This is a genomic window from Streptomyces violascens (assembly GCF_014649955.1).
Lineage (GTDB): Bacteria > Actinomycetota > Actinomycetes > Streptomycetales > Streptomycetaceae > Streptomyces > Streptomyces violascens.
This window is the reverse complement of the sequence record NZ_BMUA01000018.1, coordinates 61,449-86,324: the sequence shown is the minus strand read 5'-3', so window position 1 is coordinate 86,324 and position 24,876 is coordinate 61,449. Positions and strand designations below refer to the sequence as shown.

Here is a 24,876-nt window from a genome sequence, read left to right as displayed (position 1 = left end):
CCATCATCCTGATGTCCGACCCGCAGGTCGCCGCCATCCCTGTCGAGGAATGCGGCGACCCTTGGCCGACGCCCGCAGCACGCAGCGCGTGCTCGTCGACAACCGAAAGCAGGACTCCACCGGGGCGTTCGCGCATCTGCTCGACGGCGTGCTGGAGCGGCTGCTGCACGCCCAGGCGCTCCTGCCCGATGGGATCCGTTTGCTGGTCATCGAGGGCTATCGGCCGCCGAGCCTGCAGCGGGAGTATTTCGAGGAGTATGCCGCCGAACTGCGCACGGCGCACCCGAAGTGGACCGGCGAACAGATCCGGCATGCCACCAGCAGGTACGTGTCGCCCCCGGAGATCGCCCCGCACAGCGCCGGCGCCGCCGTCGACCTGACCTTGGTGGGCCCCGATGGTCTGGAGATGGACATGGGCGTCCGCGTGAACGCGAGCCCGGAGGAGAGCAACGGAGCCTGCTACACACACGCGGACACGATCAGCCCGCAGGCCCGAGGCAACCGCGACCTCCTCGGCACCGCCCTGTCAGCAGCCGGGTTCTGCCCCTACGAAACCGAGTTCTGGCACTGGAGCTTCGGCGAACGCTACTGGGCCCTGATGACGAACTCGGCCGCCGCCCGGTACGGCCCCCAGGACTGGCCCTGAGCTGCCCCGCAATCGCGATGGGTGCCGGCCGCCGGCCAGTGATCGCCCGCCGTCGGACACGTCGCCAGCCCCGGCATCATCACCCCGAACTCGGCTTCATCACAGCCCCCTTCCCTCCACAACACCCCGCACATGAGTAGGAAAGGCCGCCCCCGTGCCCGACACCAACTGGGACACCATCGGCAAGCTCGCCTCCTACTTCACCGCATACGACACCGAACTGGGCTTGTCCCCACATGAACAGTGGACCCTGCAAGTCCTGAAGATCTCCGAGGAGATGGGCGAGGCTGCCCAGGCAGTCGTCGGCGCCCGGGGCACCAATCCCCGCAAAGGCACAACGGGATGACATCACGTCCACGACGAGGTCGCTGACGTGATCACCACCGGCATGGTCACGCTCGCACGCATGCGACCCGACGACGCCGCCGCCTTCCTCCACCAGTAACTGGCCTCAAAGTCCGGGAAGTTCCTGCTCCCGGCCGCCGTGACGCCCGCACAGTCCCCGGAGACGGTATGAACGGCGACACCCAACACCCCCGTGCTCAGCACGGACCGGCCAAACCTGCTCCCCCCGCCTCCACGGACCGCAGTGCACGGATCACGAGCCGACCGCGTACCTCCCGAGCGCCAGCCCCTCACGTCGCACTCGGGGTCGGCATCATCCTTCACGGCCCTGGCGGGGTTCTCCCGGGACTCCATCGCAGGGGAACGCGTGAACTACCGGGCGGTTCTGTCGAGCCGGGCGAGTCCCTCAAAGGTGCAGTCATCCGTGAACTTCACGAAGAGACCGGCTGCGCGGCCCATGAAGAGGATGTCGTTCTGCTCGGCACACTGGTTGACCACGTCGACGACGTCCCGCACTCTCACCTTGTCCGCCAGCCCCCACGAGGCCGGCTGACAACGCCCTGGTCCTGGACTGCCTTGGACCCACACCACCCGCGGAGGACTTCTGCGCGGCTGTGGGTCGTCGAGCCCGTCGCTCTGCTCGATGCCCGCCACCGTCCGGCCCTCCAACTGGCCACGACAGCAACAGCATTGCGCGGGTGCAGTGACTCACCGGTGGCGCTACGCGTGCCTCACAGGGAGTCGCTCCTGGTGTGCTGGACGTACACGCCTTCGAGGAGAGTGGTCAGGTAGCGGCGCGCCGTCTCGATACGGGTGGCAGGGGTGCTGTGGACGTTCGCGGCGTAGGCGATTCCACACATGAGCGGGACGAGGTCGTCGGAGGTCAGGTCGGCTCGCACCACTCCGGCGTCGCGAGCCCGCCCGAGCAGCTCATCCCCGACCGACCACAGGGCCTGCTTCAGTTCGGTGGTACGCGGCAGCGCGTCCGTGGGCGCGGCGGTGACGGGAGACAGGGATGCGTCGGTGACCTGAGCCTCGATGGTGCGGGCCAGGAAATCGGCGAGGGCCCGCCCGGGGTGGTCGTCGGCCAGGGCCTGCTCGCCGTGCGTGGCGAGCGCTTCCAGGCAGGGGGTGGCGACGGTCTCCAGGAGCGCCTCTGCGGTGGGGAAGTGTCGGTATACGGTGCCCACGCCCAGTTCGGCGCGGCGGGCGATGTCGTTGAGCTGGAGTGGTGTGCCTTCGTCCACGAGATCGCGGGCCACCGCGACGATCCGTTCCCAGTTGCGGGCGGCGTCCTTGCGCAGGGGGGCGGTCGTCATGGGAGAAGTCTAATGGGATGGCTCATCCGCATTGCTGGGCTGCTCTTGCCGGATGCTCGACTGTGGAGCGCTCCCGGCCTGACCTCCCGGAAGGGGGCGCGGCATCGTGAGTTGCAGTTGCAGATGCCGACGCCTGCCTCCCCGCGTCTTCGCGTCTTCGCAGATACGTCCGTCACGCTGCCCTGATTAGCCGTGCTGCGGTTACGCCCCCCGTCGCCCTTACGTCGCCGTGAGAGGCGCGAGGCGCTCGCTCAGGTGCCGGACGGCCGCGGCGATGCGGGGATCCGCTGCAGAACGGGCGGTGGGGACCGGACGCGCCTGGGGTCCGATGACGATGCCGGAACGGTCGGCCAGTGTGTCATCGGTCGCGGCGAAGATCGAGGACTTGGCGGCCACGGACGCCGGGCCCGACGTCGCGCGTTCGAACTTCCGCCTGACCAAAGGCCAGATCACCCGCAGCCCCGGCGAGACGATCCGCGGGTCGGTCATGGTGCCGTTGGTCATGTCGGTCGCTGCGCCGCCCGGGTCCGCCGCGAAAACGGAGACGCCCGTGCCTTCGAGGCGGTCGGCCAGGTCAAGGGTGTAGGTGAGGTTGGCGAGTTTGGCGCGGCCGTACCAGTGGAAACCGTAGTAGCCACCGGGTGGCTCGACGGCGTCGAAGACGCGCTTGGCAACCCCGATCGCGCCCGAGGTGACGTTCACGATCCGGCTCGGAGCACCGTCCTGCAGTGCCGGCAGGAGCAACTCGGTCAGCAGGTAAGGCGAGAGATGGTTGACAGCGAACGTCGCCTCGATGCCGTCGACCGAGTCCTGACGGTCCGGGAACATCGCCCCGACATTGTTGACCAGCACAGTCAGTGGTCCCTCGGCGGCAATCCGGTCGGCGAGAGCGCGCACGGCTCCGAGCGAGGCGAGATCGGCAGCCAGGAACCGGGCGGGATGCTCCGGCGCCGTGGCGTTGATCCGTTCGACCGCCCGGGCACCGCGCTCGGCGCTGCGCCCGACCACGGTGACCGCCAGGCCCCGTGCGGCGAGCCCCATGGCGGTCTCGACCCCGATTCCCGCCGTCCCCGCCGTGACTACTGCTGTCCGCTTCATCGTGCCCCACCCCATCCATCCGGATGACCTATCCGGTTAACGCCAACATAGCAGATACGGATTACCTATCCGGTTAATGTGCGGGGAGAGCCTCACACCCGTTCGGGCATGCGAAAGCCGCCCGTGCCGTCCGGGCGGGATGCTCGGGCGGCACTGGCTGACGAGGTTGGGGTACGAGACCCGGCTCGCCGGGCTCGGGAGCGCGGGCGCGCTACCCGGCCAACGACGTCCCACCCGTTGGCCGGATGCGCGGAAGATCAGGCCGCTGTAGCGAGCGCCCGGGCGGGCTGTGTCTGCTCGTAGGCGTGGCCGACCCGCAGGAGTGTGGGCTCGCCGAGGGGCCGGCCGAGCAGCTGCATGCCGATGGGCAGGCCCGCCGCGTCGTGGCCGACCGGAACGGTCAGGGCGGGCACTCCGGTGATATTGGCGGGGGCGTTGAGGCGTACGTAGGCGTCGGAGACACTCTCGGTCGTGCCGTCGGGCCAGGTGACCGTCTCCTGATCGGCTCCGACCGCGGGCATCGGGACGCTCGGGGCGGCGATCACGTCGACCTCCTCCAGCATCCGAGCCCACTCGGCGCGCATGAGCGTGCGGGAGCGTTGAGCGCGCACGTAGTCACCGGCACTCATCAACTCGCTTGCCTCCAGGAGGATGCGTACGTCCTCCTGGTACAGCCCGGGGACCGTGCGCAGGCTGCCTTCGTGGTAGGCGCCGGCTTCCGGCACCATCAGGCCCCACTGGGTGGCCTGGATGTAGCGGGTCATGGGGATGTCGACCTCGATGAGCTGTGCGCCCAGGGCTTCCAGCTGCCCGATGGCCTGCCGGACGGCAGCCTCCACCTGAGGGTGAACGTTGTCGAAGTAATAGGTGCGCGGCAGGCCGATGCGCAGCCCTGTCAGGTCCGTACCGGCACCGGGCCGGTAATCCGCGACGGGCACCGAGAGCGAGGCGGGGTCGCGCGGATCGTGTCCGGCGAGCGCGGTCAGGACCAGGGCCGCATCCTCGACGGTTCGGGTGATCGGGCCGACGTGGTCCAGTGACCAGGACAGGGAGGTGACGCCGTGACGGGGCACGAGACCGTAGGTCGGCTTGAGGCCGACGACACCGTTGAGCGCGGCGGGCACCCGGATCGACCCGCCGGTGTCGGTGCCCAGGGCGAAGGTCGCCGAGCCCGACGCGACGGCGACCGCTGAGCCGCCGCTGGAGCCGCCGGCGACCCGGCCGAGGTCCCAGGCATTGCGGGTCTGCGGGGTGGTCAGGCCGAACGCGAACTCGTGGGTGTGGGTCTTGCCGAGCAGGACCGCGCCGGCTGCGCTCAGACGCGCGGCGACTGTGCTGTCCGCTGTCGCACGATGGTCGGCACGGACCCGGGAGCTGGCCGTAGTGGCCATCCCGCCGACATCGATGAGGTCCTTGAGTCCCATCGGGATGCCGTGCAGCGGTCCCCGGTAACGGCCTTGAGCCAATTCGTGTTCGGCTTCGCCCGCCGCGCGGCGCGCCTGCTCCGCGGCGACCGTGACGTAGGCGCCGAGGTGCGGCTCCGTCTTCTCGATCCGGTCGAGGACGGAGTCGACCAGTTCGAGGGGGGACAGTCGCCGGTCCCGTATCGCGTCCGCCGCGGCGGCGAGGGACAGCTCATGCGGCTGCATCGCGCTTCTCCTGTCCGGCGTGGTAGGCGGCGGCGGGCGGCGCGTCCGCGAAGTCCAGCTCGCGCAGGACCGAGACGACGCTGTGGATGTGGTTGGCGACCGCGGCGACCGCGGCGTGCCTCTCGGCGGGCAGCTCAAGTCCGGCGCGGGCGGCCCAGCGGGCGGCCTCTGGCGGTGTGAGTTCGACGGCGGACATGGATGTTCTTCCTGTCGGTGGAGGGCGGAGCGGCGGAGTGACCGGACACCCTGAGGCCAAGGATTAGCTTTAGACAGCCGCAGACGCCGCGGCAGCTCGGCAGCCCGTGCGAGAGCGGCCGGGCGCGCGGTCAGGCCGCGGTGGCCGAGGTCTCGGCGCCGCGCTCGGCGAGCAGCCGGTAGCGGCCGTCCTCCCGGCGGACGGTGCCGGCCGTGGGCTTCGGGAAGTGGGTGCCCATGAGCAGCGCGTCGGTGTCCGCCAGGGCGTCGAGCAGCCGGGCGCGGGTGCGGATCGCCTGGGCGGGGTCGATGTCGACGCAGCTGTTCACGTGCGGGTGGGACAGCTGCACGGGGTGGTGGATGCTGTCGCCGGTGATCAGCGCGCGGCGGTCGCTGCCGCGCAGTTCCACGGCGACCTGCCCCGGGGTGTGGCCCGGGGCAGGGACCAGCAGGACGCCCGGCGCCACCTCGTACCCCTGATCGGGCACGTCCACGAGGTCGTACTGTCCGGCGTCGCGGACGGGGGTGACGGAGTCGCGGAACATCTGGCGGCGGGCCTCGTCAAGGTCGGTTGCGGCCCAGTGGTCCCATTCGGTGCGGCTGGTGAGGTAGCGGGCGTTGGGGAAGGTGGGAACCCAGTCCTCACCGGCGAGGCGGGTGTTCCAGCCGACGTGGTCGGTGTGCAGGTGCGTGGTGATCACCAGGTCCACGGACTCGGGCGGGAAGCCGGCCGCCGCCAGGCGCTGCAGGAAGTCGGTGTCGAGGCCGTTCCAGGCCGGGTTGGCGCGCGGCTTGGCGTTGCCGATGCCGGTGTCCACGACGATCCGCAGCCCGCCCGCCTCCACCGCGAAGCTGTGGCTCGCCAGGCGGGGGACGTCGGCGTCGGCGAAGTCGGGGCGCAGCCACGACGCTTCGTCCAGCACCTCCTTGGTGGCGTCCGGCAGCAGCCACGGTCCGGTCTGGCGCGGCAGTTCGATCTCGTCGACGCGGCGTACGGCGATGTCGCCGAGGTTCCAGCCCGTGTGTGCGGAGGAAGTGGCTTGACGGGGCGTGGCGGTGCTCATCAGGTGGGTCCTTTCGGATGGGGCGGCGCGGCGGAAGGGGGGATCCGGTCAGCCGGTGCTCGGCTGCCGCACGGCGCGGACGCGGCCTATCAGGTCCAGCAGGATGACCGTCACGGCGTCGAGCGGGACGGCGGTCCGTAGGCCGTACACGTTGGTCAGGAAGCCTGCGCGGACGGCGGGGCCAGGACACCGAGCATGGAGCACCTCTCACACTTAAAGGCGAACGCTTTGCGTTAGACACAGTAGGCGGCGGCGTCCCCGAAACGCAAATCTTTAGCTTTTGGCCGCCGGAGGGAGCGGACCCCGGCCGAGCGCCGACGCCACGAGCCGGTCGGTGTAGGCCGCCGAGAGGTCCGAGGGACGGAACAGGATGCGGTACATCAAGGGGGCGACGACGACGTCCAGCAAGGTCTCCACATCGGGCACGGCCTCCCCGCGCCCGGCCGCGCGCACACCGAGGACCTTCAACTGCTCGACGGCATAATCGGAGCAGCGAACCGCATTGCCCTGCTCGGGGTCACCCAGCAGGGCGTCCCGGATGTACGTACGGCCCGCAGTCGAGGACATCTCCTCCGCGAACTGCACCGCCCACGCCTCCAGGTCCGCCTGCAGGCTGCCGTGGTCGGCCGGCGCACCATCGGGACGCAACCTCTCGACAGCCACGTCGGACAGCAGCTCCCGGAGGTCCCCCCAGCGCCGGTAGACGGTGGACGGCGTCACTCCCGCCCGGGCGGCGACCAGCGGCACGGTGAGCGCATCCCGCCCCACCTCAGCCTCCAGATCACGGACGGCCTGATGCACGGACTGCTGGACGCGGGCGCTGCGCCCGCCGGGGCGTGTGGTAGCTCGGGCACTCATGCGTCCAGCTTAATGCGAAGAAGTTGCGTACGGTCTGGCCGGCCAGACCTCGGAGGCTCTGGCCGTGCAAAACATCGCAGAGCCAACCGCCCCGCCGGCGCCGGCACAGCACAGCCCCGGACCGGGCACCACGCGCGGCTGAACACCCACCCGTTTCGAAAGGTTCGAAAGGAGAGACGCGGCGGCCGTCGGCCGGACCGACCCCCGTCCGGCCCGGCCGACGGCGCGCGCTTCAGAGGGGCGCTGGCGTGCGCCACGGGCGAACTCTCAGGACATGAGCCACCCGTGGCGCGGCCAGGGCACCCGTCACCTGACTCACGGCGCCGCGGCGCTTCAGTCGTACCGGCCACTCGTGAAACGGCCGACCGTGGGGGGACCGGCCGTTCCCGAGTCCGGTCAGCTCTCGTGCCGCAACTGGACCGTCAGGCACCCCGGCCGTCCGCGACGACATGGAGATGCGGCGGGAAATCATCGCTCTCGGAGATGTTCACGGACCGGCGCTGCCTGCTCCACCGCAGCCGGAGAACACCTTGACCCACCACCGGGGCCGACCCGGTCCGCGCCCTGACGACGATCTGAACGTCCCCTTCCGGCATGCGCTGCCCCAGTTCAAGGGGCAGAACCGTGTAGCCGGCCCCCGACGTGACGTAGGCGACCGTAGCGCTGTTCAAGGGAATGACCTTCAACTCGTAACTACCAGGAGCCTCCCCCAGCGAGTCGACGAGCCGCACCTTCGTTTCGTACATGGCGGTGAACTCCTCATGACGGCGAAGAGAGAGACAGCGGCGCCCTGTGCACACTGCTGGCCCGCATGTCGTACCGCACACCGAGCTGGACAGCGACCGCCCTCCGCAAGGACTCCACCCCAACGCAGCCGGGACACGTCCACCACGCAACGGACGCCCCCATTCCAGACAGCGCCCCGGTGCTCCGCACCCCACCACACCCGCCCACCACACTCAGCACCCCCGACCGCCGACCGCGCAACCCCCGTTCGTCGTAGCCCTGTTGGAACCATTGGAGGAACACACCTCGCCAGCAAGACCACCTCAATGGGGCCCGGGCGAAAGCCGGTGAACCGGTCTGGTGTGATGCCCGCTACCGTCAGTACTGCGGATGCCCCAGCAGGCCGTGCCGCCTTCAGGCGGCCAATTGCGCGCCTTGCTGGGCAACAGAGCAACCTGCTGAGCCGATGAGCAGGTTCGGTGTCCCATTCAACCCCGGCGGAACCATGCCGCTGCCGAGCGGTTCTGGTCCCCGATTGTGTCCAGTACAGCGCCCACCTCGCACCCAGCCGGGACGGGATGTTCGGCCTGTTCAAGAGCCCCGACGCGCCCTCAGCGGATGCTGGCACGGTACTGGTCGCGCTGATGCTCCCTCACCACGCGACCGGCTCGGCCGTGAGCCTCGCGCATGAGCACGGCAAGATCGAGGATCCCAGAAAATTGCCGAGGCCCACCAGCATGCGGCCGGCGCCCGCAGGCCCCCGCGGGCGCCGGAAAGGAACAATCTCCAGGCACCACCGCCCCGACGAGGGGGACGCTGAAGGACCCGGCATGACTCCCCCACGCCCCAGTGCTCGCGCGAGGACATCCGCGAAACCTCGACAACGACGCCCAGCAGAACTACGGCTCCAACGGTTCCGGTCTCACGCGGCGGGTTCCTTTGCCACGGAAGCCGCCGGAACGGGTGTCCCGTCCGGCGGGTGCCAGCCGGGACCGCGGAATACCCGACCGACCCGCTCGCTCCAATTGTCTGCCATTTTAATGTCCTTGGCGATGGCTATGTATTCGTGTGAGGCGACCTTCAGCGGGTTGTACGTCCGGATGTTCTTGGTCAGCCCGTAAACGGGCCGCTCGGTCTCCGCGACGAACGTTCCGAAGAGGCGGTCCCAGATGATGAGGACTCCGCCATAATTGCGGTCCAGATAGTTGCCCTGGGCCGCGTGGTGCACACGGTGGTGCGAGGGCGTGTTGAAGATGAATTCGAACCACCGCGGCATCTTGTCGATGCGCTCGGTATGGATCCAGAACTGGTAGACGAGATTGACAGAGGAACAGAATGCGAGCACCACCGGGTGCACACCGGCGGCGACCATCGGGAGGAAGAAGAACCCTACGGTGAACGTCATCCAGGGCTGGCGCAGCGCGGTGGTCAGATTGAATTTCCGACTGGAGTGGTGGACGACGTGACAGGCCCACAGAATCCGGATGACATGGTGACTTCGGTGGGACCAGTACGAGAGGAAGTCCTGCACGAGCAGCATTAACGGAAAGGTCCACCACAGTAACGGGATGCGCAGCGGGGTCAGTTCGTAGACGACGCCGTAGATCGCAACGTCCTGGAACTTCCACAGGAAGCCGAAGAAGAGACTGCCGAGCCCCATACTGACGCTGGTCGCCGCGTCCTTGACCTCGTATCCTGCGTCCTCGTCGTCGGGATGGAGCCGGACACTGATGATTTCGACGATGGTGAGCAGCGCGAAGGCAGGTATGGACCAGACCACGATATCAGGGAAGTCCGACATGGCGGGAATCATAGGCCGCCTTCCGACCCAGGAGTTGACACATATTGCCTGGTGGGCGCCCGGTATTGCTGCCGCAGCGTCAAGACGGAGTCTGCCAAACAACGTCTGCGTCTCGTGACTGTCTGAGAGATATATCGCCGGATCCTTCATCGCGGCTGGCGGATTCCATTTCGATCGGTTTTCTCGCATGCGCCGCGCGGCGAGATCTGATCGACAAGGCGCTCACCGAGCCCCATCGCACGGAACAGCGCGTCCGGCCGCCGCCCGCGAGTTTGGGCGAATGCCACCGAGCTTGCGTAGCGAACTCGCCACGCCCGCGCCAGAGTTGGCAGAGCCGTTGCGCAGCCTGGTTGCCGCGATCAACGGCGCGCGGGTGTGCCACGGCACTGCGATCCACCCTCCTCAAGCGTCCTCGGGCAGGGCGCGCCCTCACCCCAGCGCGGACGGTGTGCCAGCACGGAAGCCCTCCGCAGGCGACCGGCAAGTCCGAGCCACCTGGTGCGCGTCTATCCGGACACTTGCCCTCCAGGTCCCGGAAGTTTGCCCTGTTCCCTGTCGCTCTGGTGCATGCGAGTCCGCACCCAGGTCCCTAGCCTTTGGGCGAGGAACGAAGCCGAGCAGTTCCGGACCTGGTGCACACGAAAGTGAGGTCTCCCCCGTGATACGGAGGATGCTGACAGAGGGTCTCGGGGGTCTCGCAACAGGAACATCAACCTTGGCTGTCCTTAGGAAGTACTCGTGGGAATTCCTAGAGGTCAAAGATCTCGCCGTCGAACGCGGCGCCCCGCTGACAGTGGACGTCCGCGGTCCTGGTGACGGCGCTCCTCGGCCGCCCCTTCACTCGGGGGGACAAGTGCGTCCTGCGGAAACCGCACATCGTCTTCTCCGGCCACATCGAACGGCTGATGCGCGCGGCCCCACTCGTGGGCGCCGATCCACGCCGCGAGGACGGCGCAGCCCTCGGCCTACAGGCCGTCCCGGACCGAACCTGGTCCAGCACGACCTCACCCGGATCTCCGCCGGTCACTGACGTCCACAGCTCCACAGCGATGGATGGGGAAGGCGAAAGGAGCGCCCTTGCCCTGCGCGAGGTCAGGGAAATCTTCGACTCGAAGAAGCCAGGTGAAGAGCAACTACGTTCCGAAACTTGAGCCGTTCGCCGGCCCGCACCCATGTGACCGCGGCACCGTGCGTCGGGCTCGTCCGGCACGGTGCGGTGCCGGAGGAACGGCAGGCCGGTCTGCGCAGTCGGGAACTCCAAGGGTTCCAGCTGATAGCGCGAAGTCGTACGCACACCCCGCCGGATCAGGTGCACGTGGCCCCGGGCAACAGAGAGCCGGAAGCGGCGGGTGTCCAGGCAGTCCCCCCAGAAAGGCGACACGGAAATGGCCAACTCCCGTAGTGTCCCGCTTTGGAATTCTTTGACGATAGAGAGGCGATTCATCCCGGCTCAGGGGCGGATGACCTATCAGCCACCCCAAGGCTGGTTCACGATCGTGGCTCCTTTAAGAGGCTTGTGCCAGGTGGAATACCCGGACACTTCGGGCTGGCATCAGACCACGCTCGTCTCCGGAGACACCTCTCGTCTCGTCGGCAAGAGTGCGGTACGGCTTTGTCGGCCCCCGTCAGGGATGCAGCGCGTCGAGGTGGCTTTCATCGCGCTGCCCACGCAGCAGCTTCGGTGCTATGTGGACGAGCATCCGGAAGTCGCTGTCCGTGACCTGTCGGCTCTGGAGGCTCCGCGGGTCTTCGACCCCGTGGCCGCGGCCATGGCTCCCGCGTTGCTTCGCGCCCAGGACGCGGGAGTGAGTGAGCACTACGCGTTCAGCGCGGCGCACTACCTGACCGCCCATCTGCTCCACCCACACCATGAACCTCAGCGTGACACTCAGGGACTGAACCCGGAGCGGCTGCTCGCGGTGGTCGACTACATGCGCGACCACCTGGCGACCCACATCACCCTCAAAGACATGGCCAAGGAAGCCCTGCTCAGCCGCTACCACTTCATACGTCAGTTCGCCGCCGCCACCGGAAAGACACCCGTGCAGTACCTGACCGAGTTACGTGTCGAAACCGCCTGCCGTCTCCTCACCACGAGCGACGAACTCATATCTCAGGTCGGCAGCCGCTGCGGCTTTCCCAATCCGGAGAGCTTCGCCCGCGTCTTCAGGAAACACCTCGGCTGCTCGCCGTTGCAGTACCGGCATCGGTCCCGGCCGGAGTGACCTCACAGAACAGAACGGTGTCCCAGCCGTGTGCGCCACTGCCCTCACCATGCTCGTGAGGGCAGCAGGACCGGGCCTCACCCGATCACCACCACCCGCGTCGGGTCCCTCGCCGCTTGACGGATTCTCGGCCGATCGGCGAATTCTCCGTGGCTGGTCTCATGCGTTGATCGTGGCGGTCTCGATCCGGTCGACCACGTCCTGCACGGTCTGCAGTTCTTTGAGCTCCTCGTCGGGAAGGTCCACCTGGAAGGTCTCGGCCACGGACACCGCTATCTCGATGAGGGCGAGCGAATCGATTTCGAGATCCTCCACCAGCCGCTTCTCCGGTGTCACCTGGCCCGCCGGAACACCGCTGATCTCCTCGACGATGTCTGCGACCGATTCAAGGACCGTCTTGTTCTGGCTCATGTGTGACTCCGCTTCTGGTTGACCGTGTCCGTCATTGAAGAGCCTTCTTCCTGTCCGCTCTGGCGGCAGCGGCGGCAAAGCGCTCCCGCTGCTTCGCCGCCTGCCGATCCAGCGCGTCCAAGTGGACGGCGAGGCGCTCGCGCTCCCGCTCCGCCGGACCGTCAAGACCCTCCAGCTCGAACAGCTGCCAGTGCTTGAGCAGCGGACGCACCACCTCGTCATGGTGGATGCGCAGGTCGTAGATGCCGGCCTGGGCGATCACCATGGACTTGCGTGTGAAGTTCGGGATCACGGTGCCAGGCATCGTGAATTCGATGACTTCTTTACAGATGGCCCGGACCGTGGCGGAGGGGTCGATCTCCATGCCGGCCTTCACCAGCGACCGGTAGAAGACCATGTGCAGGTTCTCGTCGGCAGCGACCCGGGCCAGCATGCGGTCGGCGACGGGGTCGTTCACGAAGCGGCCCGTATTGCGATGCGCGATCCGCGTCGCCAGCTCCTGGAGCGACACATATGCCAGGGATTCGAGCGGAGTTCTGTGGGCATTGTGATAGCCGGCCTGGACCACGGCCATGCGCTGGGCTTCCAGCTCGTCCGGGTCGAGCGCCCGGGTGACCACCAGGTAGTCCCGTATGCAGATGGCATGCCGGCCTTCCTCTGCGGTCCAACGGCCGACCCAGGCGCCCCAGGCGCTTTCGAGTCCGAAGCCATTCGCGATCTCTCGGTGGTAACTCGGCAGGTTGTCCTCGGTGAGCAGGTTGACCTCCAGGGCAGTCTGCGCCTGCGGGGTGAGCCTCGACTGGCCCGGGTGCCACGGCACCTTCGTGAAGTCGCGGCCCTCTTCCCACGGCACGTATTCGTGGGGCATCCAGTCCTTGGCCATGGCCAGATGCCGGTCGAGGTTCCTGGCGACCACCGGTTCCAGCTCGGCCAGCAAGTCGGTCTTCACACCGGTCTCCTGGGGTTCAAGGCTTCGTGAAGGACAGCACCACGTTGTGCCCGCCGAAGCCGAATGACGTCGACAGCGCGGCCGTTGGAGCCGTGTGCCGGGGCCGGCCGGTGACGAGGTCCAGATCGATCTCGGGAGCCGCCTCAACGAGGTTGCGGATGGCCGGGATCACCCCGTGCTCCAGGCTGAGGACGGTGAAGACGGCCTCAACCGCTCCCGCCGCGCCCAGCAGGTGCCCGAGGGCGGACTTGGTCGCCGTAACCACGGGGTGAGTGCCGACAGCCCGGCGCAGGGCGTCGGCTTCGGTGAGGTCTCCGGTGGGCGTGCCCGTCGCGTGCGCGTTGACATGGGTGATGTCCTCGGGAGTGAGGTCCGCGTCCCGCAGGGCCTCCGCGACGGCCCGGATCTGCCCTTCGACGTCGGGCGTCGTCATGTCGTATGCGTCCGACGTGACGCCCGCACCGGCGAGTAGAGCCCGAGGGCGTACGCCCCGGGCCGCCGCGAATTCGGCCCGCTCCAGTACGACAACGCCGGAGCCCTCGGCCATGACGAAGCCGTCGCGGTCCCTGTCGAAGGGCCTGGAGGCCAGTTCGGGCGTGTCGTTGCGGGTGGACAGGGCTCCCATACGAGCGAACCCTCCGATGGAGAGAGGATGCAGGCAGGCGTCCGTGCCCCCGGCCACGACGACATCGGCGCGTCCTGCCCGGATCAGCAGGGCCCCCACGGCCAGGGCCTCCGCCCCTGAAGCACAGGCGCTGGTCGGCGCGTGCGTTCCGGCGCGTGCGCCGAGTTCCAGGCTCACGACGGCCGCCGCACCGTTGGGCATCAGGCGCGGGATGGTGAAGGGCGACAGTAGCCGGGGCCCGGCCTCTTCGAGGCGATCGTTCTGCTCAAGCGTCGTCAGCGCCCCGCCGACGCCCGTACCCACCACTACGGCCAGCCGCACCGGATCCACATCGGGAGCGCCCGCGTCCGCCCACGCCTCGCGGGCGGCGATGAGTGCGGCTTGCTGGCTGCGATCCAGCCGCCGTCTCTGGACGCGGTCGACGACGTCGGCCGGGTCCTTCCTCAGGACTCCCGCGATCCGAACGGGCAGCCGGTCGGCCCAGGGAGTCTCCAGTTTGGAGATGCCTGACTCGCCTGCCAGGAGAGCGGACCAGGTGGACGGCAGGTCGCCACCGAGTGGGGTCGTGACGCCCATGCCGGTGACAACGACGTCCGTTCGCCCGGGAACATGGGCAGCGGGTCGGTCAGCCCGCATCGTACGCACGCTTCGCGAGGGCATCCGCGGCCGTGTAGCCGCCGTCCACGGTGATCTCCGTACCCGTGACAAAGCGAGCGTCGTCGGTGAGCAGGAACGCGACGACCGAGGCGATGTCATCGGGGAAACCGTTGCGTCGCAAGGGAGTCAGACCGGCTGATTCCGGGGGTGCGTCGACGTCGACATAGCAGGGCGAGACGGCGTTGACACGGATTCCGGAGGGGCCGAGGACGTTGGCGAGGCTCTTCGTCAGGTTGGTGAGCGCGGCTTTGCTCGCCGAGTAGGCGAGTGAATCGAATGAGCCCGTCGCCCCCGCCGTGCTGGAGATGTTGATGACGGAACTGCCGGCCGGCATGGCGGGGGCGAGCGCGATCGTCGTGGCCAGCGGGCCGCGCAGGTTGACGTCCAACACCTTGTCCCAGGAGTCCAGACTGGACTCCCAGGAAGCGAACTCGATCACCGCGGCGTTGTTCACGAGCCCGTGGAAGGGGCGGGCCGCGGCCAATCGGCCGAGCGCGGCCGCGGATGCCTCCCGGTCCAAGTGATCGAGGTGGACCATCTCCTTGACGCCGAGGGCAAGGAGTTCCTCCGCGTCGGCTGCGCCGGTGTTGTACGTCCCGACGACGGTTGCCCCGCGCTTGACCAGGTCAAGGGCGATGCCCCGGCCGATGTCCTTCGACGCTCCGGTGACCAGGACACACTTGTCCGTGAGCATCACGCGTTTACCTCCGATGTCGCTCGGTGCGGCTGCGTGCCGTGAGCGGCGGCCAGACAGTGGGCCAGCCGCCGTGCGAGAGCCAGAGTGGTGAGCGAGGGGTTGGCGGCGCCCATGCGGGGAAACGTCGCAGGCCCGCAGGCGTAGAGCCCTGGGACGGCGGCGAACTCGTGGCGGTCGTCGAGCACTTCCCCCAGCGGCAACGTGCAACCCTCGTGGTCCTCGGTACCCAGCAGGCTCGACCAGGTGAAGGGCCCTTGGGACGTCTGCGCGCCGATCGACTCCGGCAGCACGAACGCGTTGGTGCGCACCGGGTGGTCGAAGTCGTCGAACACCAACGGCGTGGCGTCGAGACTGAATTCGGCGGCCAACTGACGCCAGACCTTGTTGAGCACTTCGCGCTGGCCAGCGACGACGTCCCGGTCGGCCGGGGCCAGCTCCGCTGTGACGGTGGTGTGCCACGGGTACGCACCGGTCGGCTCGCACGTGACATGGCTTCCGGGCCCGGGCGCCTGCTCCCCGGTGAGCCGCACGTCGAAGAGAAGGACCCCGGGTTCGGGCCGTTCGATCGTGATGAAGAGGTTAGACCGGACGGTGTCCTCGCACGCGGTCACGTACGAGCCGGGAACGACACCCCGCAAGCCATGAGACGCCCCCTGCGCGTCGGCGTCGCGCACGCGCAGGAAAAAGCCCTGGACGAGGTGGTCGGTGAGCCCCGTCAGTCGTGGCGAGCGGCCGGGGTCGATCGCACACAGCGCCTGGATGGCCAGCCTGCTGCTCTCGATGGTCCCGGCGGCCAGGACCACCGCGTCCGCGGATATCCGGCGGGCGGTGGCTCCTGTGGAGGATTCCCGGACGTGGAGGCCGCAGGCTCGCCCGTCCTCGATGTCAACCGAGAGGACTTCGGTGCCGCACAGGAATCGGATGCCACGCGGGCCGTCCAGCGCGGCGCCCGTAACCGGGTCTCGCCAGTGGTCCAGTGGGGAGTAGGCGTACCAGCGGCCCTCGTCACCGAACCGGGTTTCTGCCTGCGGGGTGCGGACGAGCCGGAATCCTCCGAGTTCCAGAGCCGGTTGCTGCGCGTCGAGCCGGCCCGGATCCACTCCGAGGTCTGCCGCCACCTGCTCGTAGAGCGGTCGGCCGCCCCGCCACGAGCCGCGCAGGTCCCGCACGACCGACTCCGGCCAGTCGGCCAGCGCCCAGTCCTCCACCGGCAGGGACGCGCCGTACCAGTACAACGAGCGTCCGCCCAGGCGCCTGCGCAGGCCTGCGTTGGCGAGGTAGTGCGGGGCGGATTGCGATGTCCAGCAACGCTGGAAGTGCGGATCGTCGGCGGGGTCGAGGAAGGTGCGCAGCGCTTGATCCGGCCGGTGCGCCGAGTTGATGTGCAACAGGTCTTCCGCAGGACCGGCTTCGACGACCAGGACGTCGTCGACACCGAGAGCGGACAGGTGCCGGGCCACTTCGAGGCCGGCGAGCCCGCCTCCGGCGATCACCACCCGGCAGTGCGGGGCATTGGTGTCCGGAACCGCAGCGGGCCACTGCCATGCGGCAAGACCTGGGAGGAGATCAGCTGTCGACACGGTGTTCTCCATTGAGTTCGTCGGGTCCGTGCATGCGGCCCACCGATCGGGGTCACGGTGTGAACGGAACACAAAGGGCTGTCCGACCGGCGCCGAAGGTGTCCTGGGGCTCGACGCACGCTGTCCCTGCCAAGCACTGCCCTGGGGAGTGAGGCGGGCATGTCGAAGGCCGTGACCGAGACAGCCGTGGTCCTTCCTCAGGAGTGACGCGATTTATCCACCCGCAGAAGTGCAAGGAATATCAAGCTGATATCGGCGACCTGCCCCGAACCCTGCGGAACGCTGAGACGGGACAGAGATCGGCCTTCGCGGAGGGCGAGCGCCATTTCTACGCCAGCCGCCGGACGGCAGAGTTTGCGTAAAACCTTTGATCCTGCGCGGTGTTGTTGGAATCCTCCGGTGCGCTGCCGCGCTTGTCAATCCCCGGTCTCCTGCGGTTCCGCTTTGCCTTCCACTGTTTCTGCCAACCGGCGCCGGCGGGTGCGGCTTGGGCAGAGCGCTCACCCCGAATTCCTGATGAAGTCCGTCGGTCACGACAGCCGCATAGGCGCCGACTCCCCACTCTAGGGACTCGACTGGAGGCCGGTTGACCGGACTTGCGCAGTCCATGGCCAATGTTGCGAGTGATCGCGTGGATCACCCGGCGACATGAGATCGCCTCGTGCACGCTTACGGCAACGCGACGGGCCAACCCAAGCGGGATACACCTGGCCGCTGCGCCGCGAGGACGTCCGCAGGGTCGTTCTGTCCTCCAGGGCGATCGCCTTACCCAGCACGCCTCGCGGACACTGCCACGCCTCAACCTGGACCACTGACTCGACACTCCGCCTCAACTGCGCACGCACAGACCCGTGTCGTCGGACGGTCCATACGATCACTCGCAACATCGGCCATGGACTGCGCAAGACCGGTCAACCGATCCCCATTTGATTCCCTAGAGTTATCCCTCAACAACGACTAATGAACTCGCCTCTCACGATCGGCCACTTGGCCCGGGACGGCATATCCCGAGTGTCTCGCCGACCAATCCGTACGCGGCAGCGTCGGTTCCTGCATGGGCGAATACCAGAAGGGCAAGGGACGGGGTTGACAGGCATGGCGCCGCACCGGAGGATTCCAACAACGCGACGCCAGATCAAGGGGTTTACGCGAATACCGCCGTCCGGCGACTGACGTATAAGGCCCCGCCCTTCCACCGCGCACGAGCACGGCCGAATGCGGCCTGCCGACCCGTGCCCCGCCAGGAATACCTGTGGCAACCCGGTGCGTTCGTACGGCGCCGCATGGAACGCAGTACGTCACAGACCGCTTTCCGTCCACTCCTGCCAGCCCGTAACCGGAGGGTGACTTGGACTCTGAGGAACTGGACTCCCTCACAACGGATCCACCCGTATCAGGCGGAGAACCTCCGTCACCTCTGGAGGAGGACCGAAGCTTGGGCACCGAGTCTCTGGACCGTGCGCACGCAGCCACCTCGGTCATGGCCTTCGACCACATCAGGCTGGATGTGACGGACATCGACGTCGCCGAACGGTTCTATGCCGACGCACTCGGGCTGTCCAGCGTCGTGCGCTACGAGTTGGCCGATCGCGTCATCCTGCAAATGGCGCCGGGCGGCAGGCCGGCGGGCGTGGAACTGTGGCAGGAGCGCAACCTCGTTCCTACCCCGCACCCCACCCACCATGTGGCGTTTCGCGTCGCCGATGTTCCGGCGTTGGTGGAACACATTCGCGCGCTCGGATACCAAGTGGTCACCGAGCCACACCAAATCGAGCAGGAGACGGTGGCGTTCGTGGCCGACCCCGATCACCACACCATCGAACTCAACGACTTCCTGGGGCGCCCGACAGGAGCACCGGCATGACGGCCGACACCTCGACCGCTACGGACTACCTCGAACAGCTCACCACGGCCCTGCCCGGGCTCAACCTGTCCCGGGTCGCCGACTGGGGAGAACGGCTGGCTCAGTTGGGCACCGATGGCCGGCGTCTGCTGGTCGCCGGCAACGGCGGGTCCGCAGCGCAGGCCCAACACCTGACGGCTGAGCTGGTGGGACGATTCCAGACGGAACGCCCGCCGATATCCGCGCTGTCGCTCCACGCCGAGACGTCTTCGGTCACCGCGATCAGCAACGACTACGGCTACGAGCAGGTCTTCGCCCGGCAGGTCCGGGCGCACGCGCGTCCAGGTGACATCGTGCTCCTCATGTCCGGCTCCGGCCGCAGCGCCAACCTGTTGCGCGCCGCAGAGGCTGCGCATGAGGTCGGCGCGGTGACCTGGGCCCTGACGGGACCGGCGCCCAACCCGTTGGCGACGCTGGTGGACGAAGCAGTGACCGTGACGGCGAAGGCGTTGTCCACGGTCCAGGAATGCCATCTCGTGGTGGTCCACCTGATGTGTGCTGCCATGGACGCCGCCGTCGCTGCCCGGGGCGACAGCGCCGCGGACGCCGAGGATCGCGCCCCGTCCGTACGACCGACCTCGTCCGTGCGACCGCGCTCGTCCCTCTCGTCACCGAAGCCCGTGGGGGAACGCCGGCCGAGCGCCGCACGCGGAGACCGCACGAACCTGGTGGTGGTCGGCGACGCCTTCCTCGACCACGACTACGTCGGCCGTGTGGAGCGCGTCGCGTCCGACGAACCGGCCCTGGTCGTGACCGGGGGCACCACACACATGCGCCCCGGTGGTGCTGCGCTGGCCGCTGTGCTGAGCGCGAGGCAGGGCTACCCGGTCACCCTCATCACCGCACTCGGCCAGGACACGGTCGGCGACCAGCTGCGCACGCTCCTGGACGCAGCGCGAATCAAGGTGGTCGATCTCGGGCTGGACGGCCCGACCGCGGTGAAAACGCGGATCCGCGCCGCCGGGCGCACCCTGATGATGCTGGACGAGCACGACGTCTGCCCGCCGGTCGGGCGGGAGGGCGAAGCGGCGCTGGCCACGGCACGGCGTGTGCTCATGGCGGCCGGAGGCGTCCTGGTGTCCGACTACGGGCGAGGCGTCGCCGCGCACGCCGGCCTGCGTACCGTACTGGCCGAGGCGGCCCGGCGATCCCCGTTGGTCTGGGACCCTCATCCACGCGGTGCGGTACCGGTCCCCCACACCTCGGTCGTGACGCCGAACAGCCGGGAAGCCCGGTTGGTCGCCTCCCTCGCGGGCGGCGACACGTTGTCCGATGACGTAGAGGCGGCCCGTGCGGTAGCCCGCGAGTGGAGGCCGGTCCAGGTGGCGCTCACCCGGCACGAGCACGGCGCTGTCCTGCTCGCCGACGCGGATCTGCCGCCGCTGGTCATACCCACGAAGGTCGCCGCGGGCGGGAAGACCGACCCCTGCGGTGCCGGCGACTTCTTCGCCGGTCACCTCACCGCCATGCTGGCCTGCGGCCAGTTGCCCAGCGAAGCGGTGGCATCGGCGGTGGAGGCAGCCTCGGCATATGTCGCGGCGGGTGGACCCAGGTCTCTGAACAACCCGCCCGACGACGACTCACAGAGGCCGGGGCTCCCGAGTGCCGGGCCCGCGGCGAGCATGCAAGGGGCAAGTGAGGTCGCCGACGCGGTCCGTGCCAGGGGCGGTACCGTGGTTGCCGCCGGAGGGTGTTTCGACCTGTTGCACGCGGGCCACGTCAGGCTCCTCGAACAGGCGCGCCAACTGGGTGACTGCCTGATCGTCTGCCTGAACAGCGACGACTCGATATCCCGGCTCAAAGGCCCGTCGCGCCCGATCGTACCGGCGGCACAGCGCACTCTCGTGCTCGAAGCACTCGCTTCCGTGGACGCCGTTGTGGTGTTTGACGAGGACACTCCCGAAGCGGCCATCCGCACGCTGCGACCCGCGATCTGGGTCAAGGGCGGCGACTACGCGGGGATGGACATTCCCGAGGACAAGCTGGTCACGTCCCTGGGCGGACGGACCGTGGTCGTACCTTTCGTCGCGGGCTGGTCGACCTCGTCGCTGATCGAGTCGGCACGGACGCTGTGATGACGAGGCTCCCTCTCCTTCACGTCCGCACCGCTTCTCCACGGCCGGTCCCGTGGCCCGGACCGCGAGGGCGGCAGCCATGAGCGAACAGCGTGTGCTCGTCACCGGAGCGGCCGGTTTCGTCGGAAGGCACGTGGCACGGGCCTGTCTGAACGCCGGGTACCGAGTGACGACGGTGGACCTCGCCACGCCGCCACTCGACCTGTGCCGGGACACCACCGTCCACACCGGTTCGTTCGACGCCCCGGAGATTCTCCGCGCGGTGGGCGCCGGCCAGTTCGGGGCGGTGGTGCACCTCGGCGCGATCAGCAGCACGGTCGAGGAGAACTGGCAGGCGTTGGAGCAGACGAACATCGCCGGGCCTGCGGCGCTTGCCGAGTGCTGTGAGCGCAGCGGCACGCGTTTCGTCTACGCGTCTTCGTCAAGCGTCTACGGTGAGATCACCGACCGGCGGCCGCTGCCGGAGGCCGCGCTGGGGTCTTCCGCGTGCTCCGGCCCGCTGAACGCCTACGCCCGGTCGAAGGCATTGTTCGACACGCACATGACCACGCGGTTCGGCATCGACGGCGGGCCAGGATGGGCGGGGCTGCGGTTCACCAACGTCTTCGGCACCGGGGAGCTGCACAAGAAGTCGATGGCTTCCATCATCGGCCAGTTGCTCCTTGCCACCGCGCGGCAGGAACCGCTCACGCTCTTCGCCGATACGTTGGAGGCGTGCCGGGACTACATTCCCGTCGCCACCGTCGCGAAGACATGTGTCCTCATGGCTGACCCCGGCGCGCCCTCCGGTATCTACAACCTCGGATCGGGTCACGCGACCAGCTTCGCCGAGTTGCTCCGCTGGTGCTCGGACTTCGCGGAGACACCGCTGAACGTGCGATTGGTCCCGAACCCCCACATCGGCCGGTATCAGTACTGGACCTGCGCCGACATGTCCGCTCTGGACTCATCACTCCCAACGCGGCCCCGGCCCGGCCCGGCCGAACTACGGCGTGCTGCACATGAGTTGTACCTGCATTTCAAAGACATGAACAACCGCAGCTGAAGTCACGTCGGCCGGGGTACGGAACTTGCCGATCGATACACGCAGCGCAGGGATGGAGATCACGTGAGTATTGAAACGGTCGTGGTGAGCAAGGATGAACTGGACACGCTCATGCCTCTGATCGTGGAGCAGCAGCACGACTGCGGAAAGGAGGTCGACCTGGCCAGTACCCGCGCCTTCTTCGAGGGCCTTGTCGGCCATGAGGCGACCTTCCAGATCATGGCGGTCGAAGAAGGCGTCGCCGTGGGCCTGGTGATGGTCGATCCCATCCCGAACCTCCAGTTCGCCGACAAGGTGGCGTACGTCCACGACGTCTATGTGACCGAGTCCCTTCGTGGCGTCCGGGGCATCGGAGCACTCCTGGTGGCCGCGGGGTTCGCCGAGTCGATGCGGCGGGGCTACGAGTTCGCCGAGGGCGAGACCGAGCCGGACAACAGTCCGGCGCGGAAGCTCTACAACCGTCTGGCAAAGAAACTGGGAGTCGGCTGCAAGGAGGTCGACTCGGTGCGTTACCTCCTGGATCTCCGTCCCGGCATCGAGCGGGCGCGCACTGAGCCCGGCTACCTGGATCAACTCTCCACCCCCCGGCTCCTCAGCCGTCTCAGTGCCCGACCGGCGGCCGAGGGCTAGCACGTCATCGTCAGTACGAGGTGACCAGCAGGATCAGGTCCCCCAGCGGCAGGCCAGAGCCCGGCCCTTGGGGACCAGGTCCGCGCCCCATCACCACAACACGCCGAGTGGACTGCCGATCTGACGCCGACTCGTCCCCGTACACGGGGACGTCCAGGACCGCTCAGACACCGTGCTCACACCATCGCAACTCGCGGTCGCACTCTCACGAGCCATGTGGGCCGGCCTTCGGCCGGCCCCTGAACGCTGACTCAGAAGGGCAAGTATGCGTACGGCAATGGCCGTCATCAACGAAGGCGTGGGCAACGGCATCATTGCGGCCCCACTCCTGGCGGCGTTCGAGCGGTGTCATCCGGGATGGCGCTATTTCATGGCACCGAACATCGCACTCGACACCGAATGGGTACGTACGGCGGTCGGCATGCGTGGTGCTTCCGGGAGCTTCCCGGCGCTGTGGCGACGGTTCCTGCCGACTGATCGGGAGGACCTGTGGGACTTCATCGATCGCAACGGTGTGGAACTGATCGTCAACCTCCGCATGGAGTCCGCCGAAGAGGACGGAAACTACTTCGAGTTCCGGGCGGAGGCGACGAAAAGGGGAGTCGAGTGCTGGGATCTGCACGAACTGGGCGAACGGCCGCAGCGACTGCCCTTCGGTGAGCAGGCGGCCAGTCTCCTGCGCGCGCACAACGTCCCTGTCGACCTGAACCGCTCGGCCTGGCTCGGCGACTGGCGACGACCGCGTCCCGGCGTGGTCGGTTGCTACGTCGGTGCCAGTGCCGCGGTCAAACGCTGGCCCGCGGAGGACTGGTCGACTCTGATCACGGAGCTCGGCGACCGAGGGCTGAACGTCGAAGTGGCGGTCGGTCTCGGAGCGGACGAGCAAACACTGGCACGGCGGCTGTCCTCGTCGCCGGGCATCACCGACACGGTGTTCCCGCACTCGCTGGAGGCCCTCCGCGACTGGATAGCCGGGCTGGACGTGCTGGTCAGCAACGACACGCTCGCCGTACACCTGGCAGCCGCACTGGGTTGCCCGGTGGTCACGCTGTATCTGGCGACCGACGGTGACATCTGGTCACCGGTGGCGGCCCCTGAGGTCTCGCGGACCGTGCAGAGCGCCGTCGCACTGTCTTGTTCCTACATGAAGCCGAACGGCACCTGCCGGCGCTACTACACCGGCTGTCCGGCTCCGTGTGCGGCCGGTGTGCGGCCGGCCGATGTGCTGATCGAACTGGACCAACTGGAGTGGAGCATGCGGCAAGTCAGGCACCAGGAGGCGGTCAAATGACCCGAAGGCGCGCGATCGCGGTCCTCGGTGGCCGGCCCGGCAATGCCGGATCCGACGTCCTCGTCCTGGCGGAGATGATCGGCAAGGAGCTCGCCCAGCGTGGCTACGGCCTGGTGAGCGGCGGCGAGGGTGGCGTGGCGGCCGCGGCCAACAAGGGCTGCCAGTCCGTCGGCGGCGACACACTCGCGTTGTTGAAGTGGAACCGTCTGGCCGACGCCGAGGAGGGGACCACCTGGGCCCTGCCCACGTCGATGGACCTGGCCCGGAGCAACATCCTCAACTGGTGCGGCGACGGCATGATCGCGTTCGAGGGCCGGTACGGCACGCTCACCGAGATCGGTCTCGCCCTGGACACGGGACGCCCGCTGCTGGTCCTGGGCAACCACCCGTTCCTGACCGCCGAGGCGTTCGCGGCGCCCACGTGTCGCGTCGTACCGGACCCACGGCCGGAGGACGCCGCCAAGCTGGTCGACCTCCTGGAGACGCTGATCGCGGCCGGCGAGCAGGCGTCGGTGCGGCCCGGTGCCGCCATCGTCGAGGACGACCAGGTGGACGAGAGCGGTATCGGGTTGCGCCGTGCGATACCGGAAGACCTCGAACTGTTCCGCCGGACGTTCGCCGACGGCGACGTGCAGGCGTGGCGAGCGCTGGAACCGACCGACGGGGTGCTCAGCCGGTTCCAGCACGAACGCTGCCTGGTGATGCTGGAGCGGAATCGTCCGGTCGGCTTCCTGGAGTACCGCACGGAGGCTGATCCGGAGTTCGCTCACGTCCAGGTCGAGGCGCTTGCGGTGTCCGACGCGGCCGACCGGGGCCGGGAGATCGGGACACGGGCGCTGAGGCTGTTCGCGGAATCCGTCTTCGCCGCGGACGGGCACCGCATCACCGCGGCACCCAATGCCGACAACGGGGCTGCCGTGCGCTGCCTGGAGAAGGTGGGGTTCCGGCAGGTCGGCCGCATGAGGGCGTACGAACGCCACCACAGCACATGGCGGGACGCGCTGCTGATGGATCTGATCCCGAGCGACCTGGCCGGCAGGCCGTCGAAGCCACCACAGACCGCGGTCGAGCACGGATAACAGGACAG

General features: G+C 68.2%; 23 protein-coding genes and 1 pseudogene. 10 read left to right on the top strand and 14 right to left on the bottom strand.

Going from position 1 to position 24,876, the window contains the following annotated elements:
• The first annotated feature begins 11 nt into the window (after nucleotides 1–11).
• The 3 genes and pseudogenes from IE206_RS28940 to IE206_RS43635 all read left to right on the top strand — a co-directional run bounded on the left by IE206_RS28940 (nucleotide 12) and on the right by IE206_RS43635 (nucleotide 1,783).
• A pseudogene (locus IE206_RS28940) lies at nucleotides 12–646 on the top strand (M15 family metallopeptidase).
• Between the two features lie 154 nt (nucleotides 647–800).
• Nucleotides 801–992: a MazG-like family protein gene (locus IE206_RS28935; RefSeq protein WP_229853237.1), complete on the top strand. Its 192-nt coding sequence runs from the start codon at nucleotides 801–803 to the stop codon at nucleotides 990–992.
• 167 nt (nucleotides 993–1,159) lie between these two features.
• Nucleotides 1,160–1,783: an NUDIX hydrolase gene (locus IE206_RS43635; protein ID WP_189967176.1), complete on the top strand. Its 624-nt coding sequence runs from the start codon at nucleotides 1,160–1,162 to the stop codon at nucleotides 1,781–1,783.
• Here the strand turns inward: IE206_RS43635 and IE206_RS28925 are convergent.
• The 9 genes from IE206_RS28925 to IE206_RS28885 all read right to left on the bottom strand — a co-directional run bounded on the left by IE206_RS28925 (nucleotide 1,723) and on the right by IE206_RS28885 (nucleotide 9,701).
• Complete coding sequence (locus tag IE206_RS28925; protein WP_189967174.1) at nucleotides 1,723–2,310, bottom strand: TetR/AcrR family transcriptional regulator; 588 nt, start codon at nucleotides 2,308–2,310, stop codon at nucleotides 1,723–1,725. The two genes, IE206_RS43635 and IE206_RS28925, sit on opposite strands and share 61 nt — an antisense overlap.
• 219 nt (nucleotides 2,311–2,529) lie before the next feature.
• Complete coding sequence (locus IE206_RS28920; protein WP_189967171.1) at nucleotides 2,530–3,408, bottom strand: SDR family NAD(P)-dependent oxidoreductase; 879 nt, start codon at nucleotides 3,406–3,408, stop codon at nucleotides 2,530–2,532.
• A gap of 257 nt (nucleotides 3,409–3,665) precedes the next feature.
• Complete coding sequence (locus IE206_RS28915) at nucleotides 3,666–5,057, bottom strand: amidase (protein ID WP_189967169.1); 1,392 nt, start codon at nucleotides 5,055–5,057, stop codon at nucleotides 3,666–3,668.
• The gene (locus IE206_RS28910) at nucleotides 5,044–5,253 is read right to left on the bottom strand and encodes a hypothetical protein (RefSeq protein WP_189967168.1); all 210 of its coding nucleotides are present in this window, start codon (nucleotides 5,251–5,253) and stop codon (nucleotides 5,044–5,046) included. The genes IE206_RS28915 and IE206_RS28910 overlap by 14 nt, the downstream gene beginning before the upstream one ends.
• A 130-nt stretch (nucleotides 5,254–5,383) precedes the next feature.
• The gene (locus IE206_RS28905; RefSeq protein WP_189967166.1) at nucleotides 5,384–6,316 is read right to left on the bottom strand and encodes an MBL fold metallo-hydrolase; all 933 of its coding nucleotides are present in this window, start codon (nucleotides 6,314–6,316) and stop codon (nucleotides 5,384–5,386) included.
• 48 nt (nucleotides 6,317–6,364) lie between these two features.
• The gene (locus IE206_RS28900) at nucleotides 6,365–6,520 is read right to left on the bottom strand and encodes a hypothetical protein (RefSeq protein WP_189967164.1); all 156 of its coding nucleotides are present in this window, start codon (nucleotides 6,518–6,520) and stop codon (nucleotides 6,365–6,367) included.
• Nucleotides 6,521–6,589: 69 nt separating this feature from the next.
• The gene (locus tag IE206_RS28895) at nucleotides 6,590–7,174 is read right to left on the bottom strand and encodes a TetR/AcrR family transcriptional regulator (RefSeq protein ID WP_189967162.1); all 585 of its coding nucleotides are present in this window, start codon (nucleotides 7,172–7,174) and stop codon (nucleotides 6,590–6,592) included.
• A gap of 422 nt (nucleotides 7,175–7,596) precedes the next feature.
• Complete coding sequence (locus IE206_RS28890; protein WP_189967160.1) at nucleotides 7,597–7,920, bottom strand: hypothetical protein; 324 nt, start codon at nucleotides 7,918–7,920, stop codon at nucleotides 7,597–7,599.
• Between the two features lie 902 nt (nucleotides 7,921–8,822).
• Nucleotides 8,823–9,701 (bottom strand): sterol desaturase family protein, encoded by an 879-nt coding sequence (locus IE206_RS28885; protein ID WP_189967158.1) that lies wholly within the window; start codon nucleotides 9,699–9,701, stop codon nucleotides 8,823–8,825.
• 1,385 nt (nucleotides 9,702–11,086) lie between these two features.
• On the opposite strand from IE206_RS28885, the gene IE206_RS28880 reads away from it, so the two are divergent.
• Nucleotides 11,087–11,926: a helix-turn-helix domain-containing protein gene (locus IE206_RS28880; RefSeq protein ID WP_189967156.1), complete on the top strand. Its 840-nt coding sequence runs from the start codon at nucleotides 11,087–11,089 to the stop codon at nucleotides 11,924–11,926.
• 159 nt (nucleotides 11,927–12,085) lie between these two features.
• Here IE206_RS28880 and IE206_RS28875 read toward each other — a convergent pair whose 3' ends face one another.
• From IE206_RS28875 to IE206_RS28855, 5 genes are read right to left on the bottom strand one after another with little or no spacing between them, the layout of a single operon-like run.
• Nucleotides 12,086–12,337 carry an acyl carrier protein gene (locus IE206_RS28875; RefSeq protein ID WP_189967155.1) on the bottom strand — a complete coding sequence of 84 codons (252 nt, stop codon included), beginning with the start codon at nucleotides 12,335–12,337 and terminating at the stop codon, nucleotides 12,086–12,088.
• Between the two features lie 31 nt (nucleotides 12,338–12,368).
• Nucleotides 12,369–13,286, bottom strand: a complete 918-nt coding sequence (locus IE206_RS28870; protein WP_189967153.1) for an acyl-ACP desaturase — start codon at nucleotides 13,284–13,286, stop codon at nucleotides 12,369–12,371.
• Nucleotides 13,287–13,302: 16 nt separating this feature from the next.
• Nucleotides 13,303–14,547, bottom strand: a complete 1,245-nt coding sequence (locus tag IE206_RS28865; RefSeq protein ID WP_189967151.1) for a beta-ketoacyl-[acyl-carrier-protein] synthase family protein — start codon at nucleotides 14,545–14,547, stop codon at nucleotides 13,303–13,305.
• Nucleotides 14,537–15,262, bottom strand: a complete 726-nt coding sequence (locus tag IE206_RS28860; protein WP_189967149.1) for an SDR family NAD(P)-dependent oxidoreductase — start codon at nucleotides 15,260–15,262, stop codon at nucleotides 14,537–14,539. The genes IE206_RS28865 and IE206_RS28860 overlap by 11 nt, the downstream gene beginning before the upstream one ends.
• Nucleotides 15,262–16,845 carry a GMC oxidoreductase gene (locus tag IE206_RS28855; protein ID WP_189967147.1) on the bottom strand — a complete coding sequence of 528 codons (1,584 nt, stop codon included), beginning with the start codon at nucleotides 16,843–16,845 and terminating at the stop codon, nucleotides 15,262–15,264. Before IE206_RS28855 ends, IE206_RS28860 begins: the two co-directional genes overlap by 1 nt.
• A gap of 1,435 nt (nucleotides 16,846–18,280) precedes the next feature.
• Here IE206_RS28855 and IE206_RS28850 point away from each other — a divergent pair.
• The 6 genes from IE206_RS28850 (at nucleotide 18,281) to IE206_RS28825 (ending at nucleotide 24,868) form a co-directional block, all read left to right on the top strand.
• Entirely contained in the window at nucleotides 18,281–18,709 is a 429-nt protein-coding gene (locus IE206_RS28850; RefSeq protein WP_189967145.1) for a VOC family protein, read from the top strand.
• Nucleotides 18,706–20,823 carry a D-glycero-beta-D-manno-heptose 1-phosphate adenylyltransferase gene (gene rfaE2 / locus IE206_RS28845; protein WP_189967143.1) on the top strand — a complete coding sequence of 706 codons (2,118 nt, stop codon included), beginning with the start codon at nucleotides 18,706–18,708 and terminating at the stop codon, nucleotides 20,821–20,823. Before IE206_RS28850 ends, rfaE2 begins: the two co-directional genes overlap by 4 nt.
• Before the next feature lie 79 nt (nucleotides 20,824–20,902).
• Nucleotides 20,903–21,868, top strand: a complete 966-nt coding sequence (locus tag IE206_RS28840; protein WP_189967140.1) for an NAD-dependent epimerase/dehydratase family protein — start codon at nucleotides 20,903–20,905, stop codon at nucleotides 21,866–21,868.
• A 63-nt stretch (nucleotides 21,869–21,931) separates the two neighbouring features.
• Entirely contained in the window at nucleotides 21,932–22,498 is a 567-nt protein-coding gene (locus IE206_RS28835) for a GNAT family N-acetyltransferase (RefSeq protein ID WP_189967139.1), read from the top strand.
• Nucleotides 22,499–22,775: 277 nt separating this feature from the next.
• Nucleotides 22,776–23,789, top strand: a complete 1,014-nt coding sequence (locus IE206_RS28830) for a glycosyltransferase family 9 protein (protein WP_189967137.1) — start codon at nucleotides 22,776–22,778, stop codon at nucleotides 23,787–23,789.
• Nucleotides 23,786–24,868 carry a GNAT family N-acetyltransferase gene (locus IE206_RS28825; protein WP_189967135.1) on the top strand — a complete coding sequence of 361 codons (1,083 nt, stop codon included), beginning with the start codon at nucleotides 23,786–23,788 and terminating at the stop codon, nucleotides 24,866–24,868. Before IE206_RS28830 ends, IE206_RS28825 begins: the two co-directional genes overlap by 4 nt.
• Nucleotides 24,869–24,876: the final 8 nt, after the last annotated feature.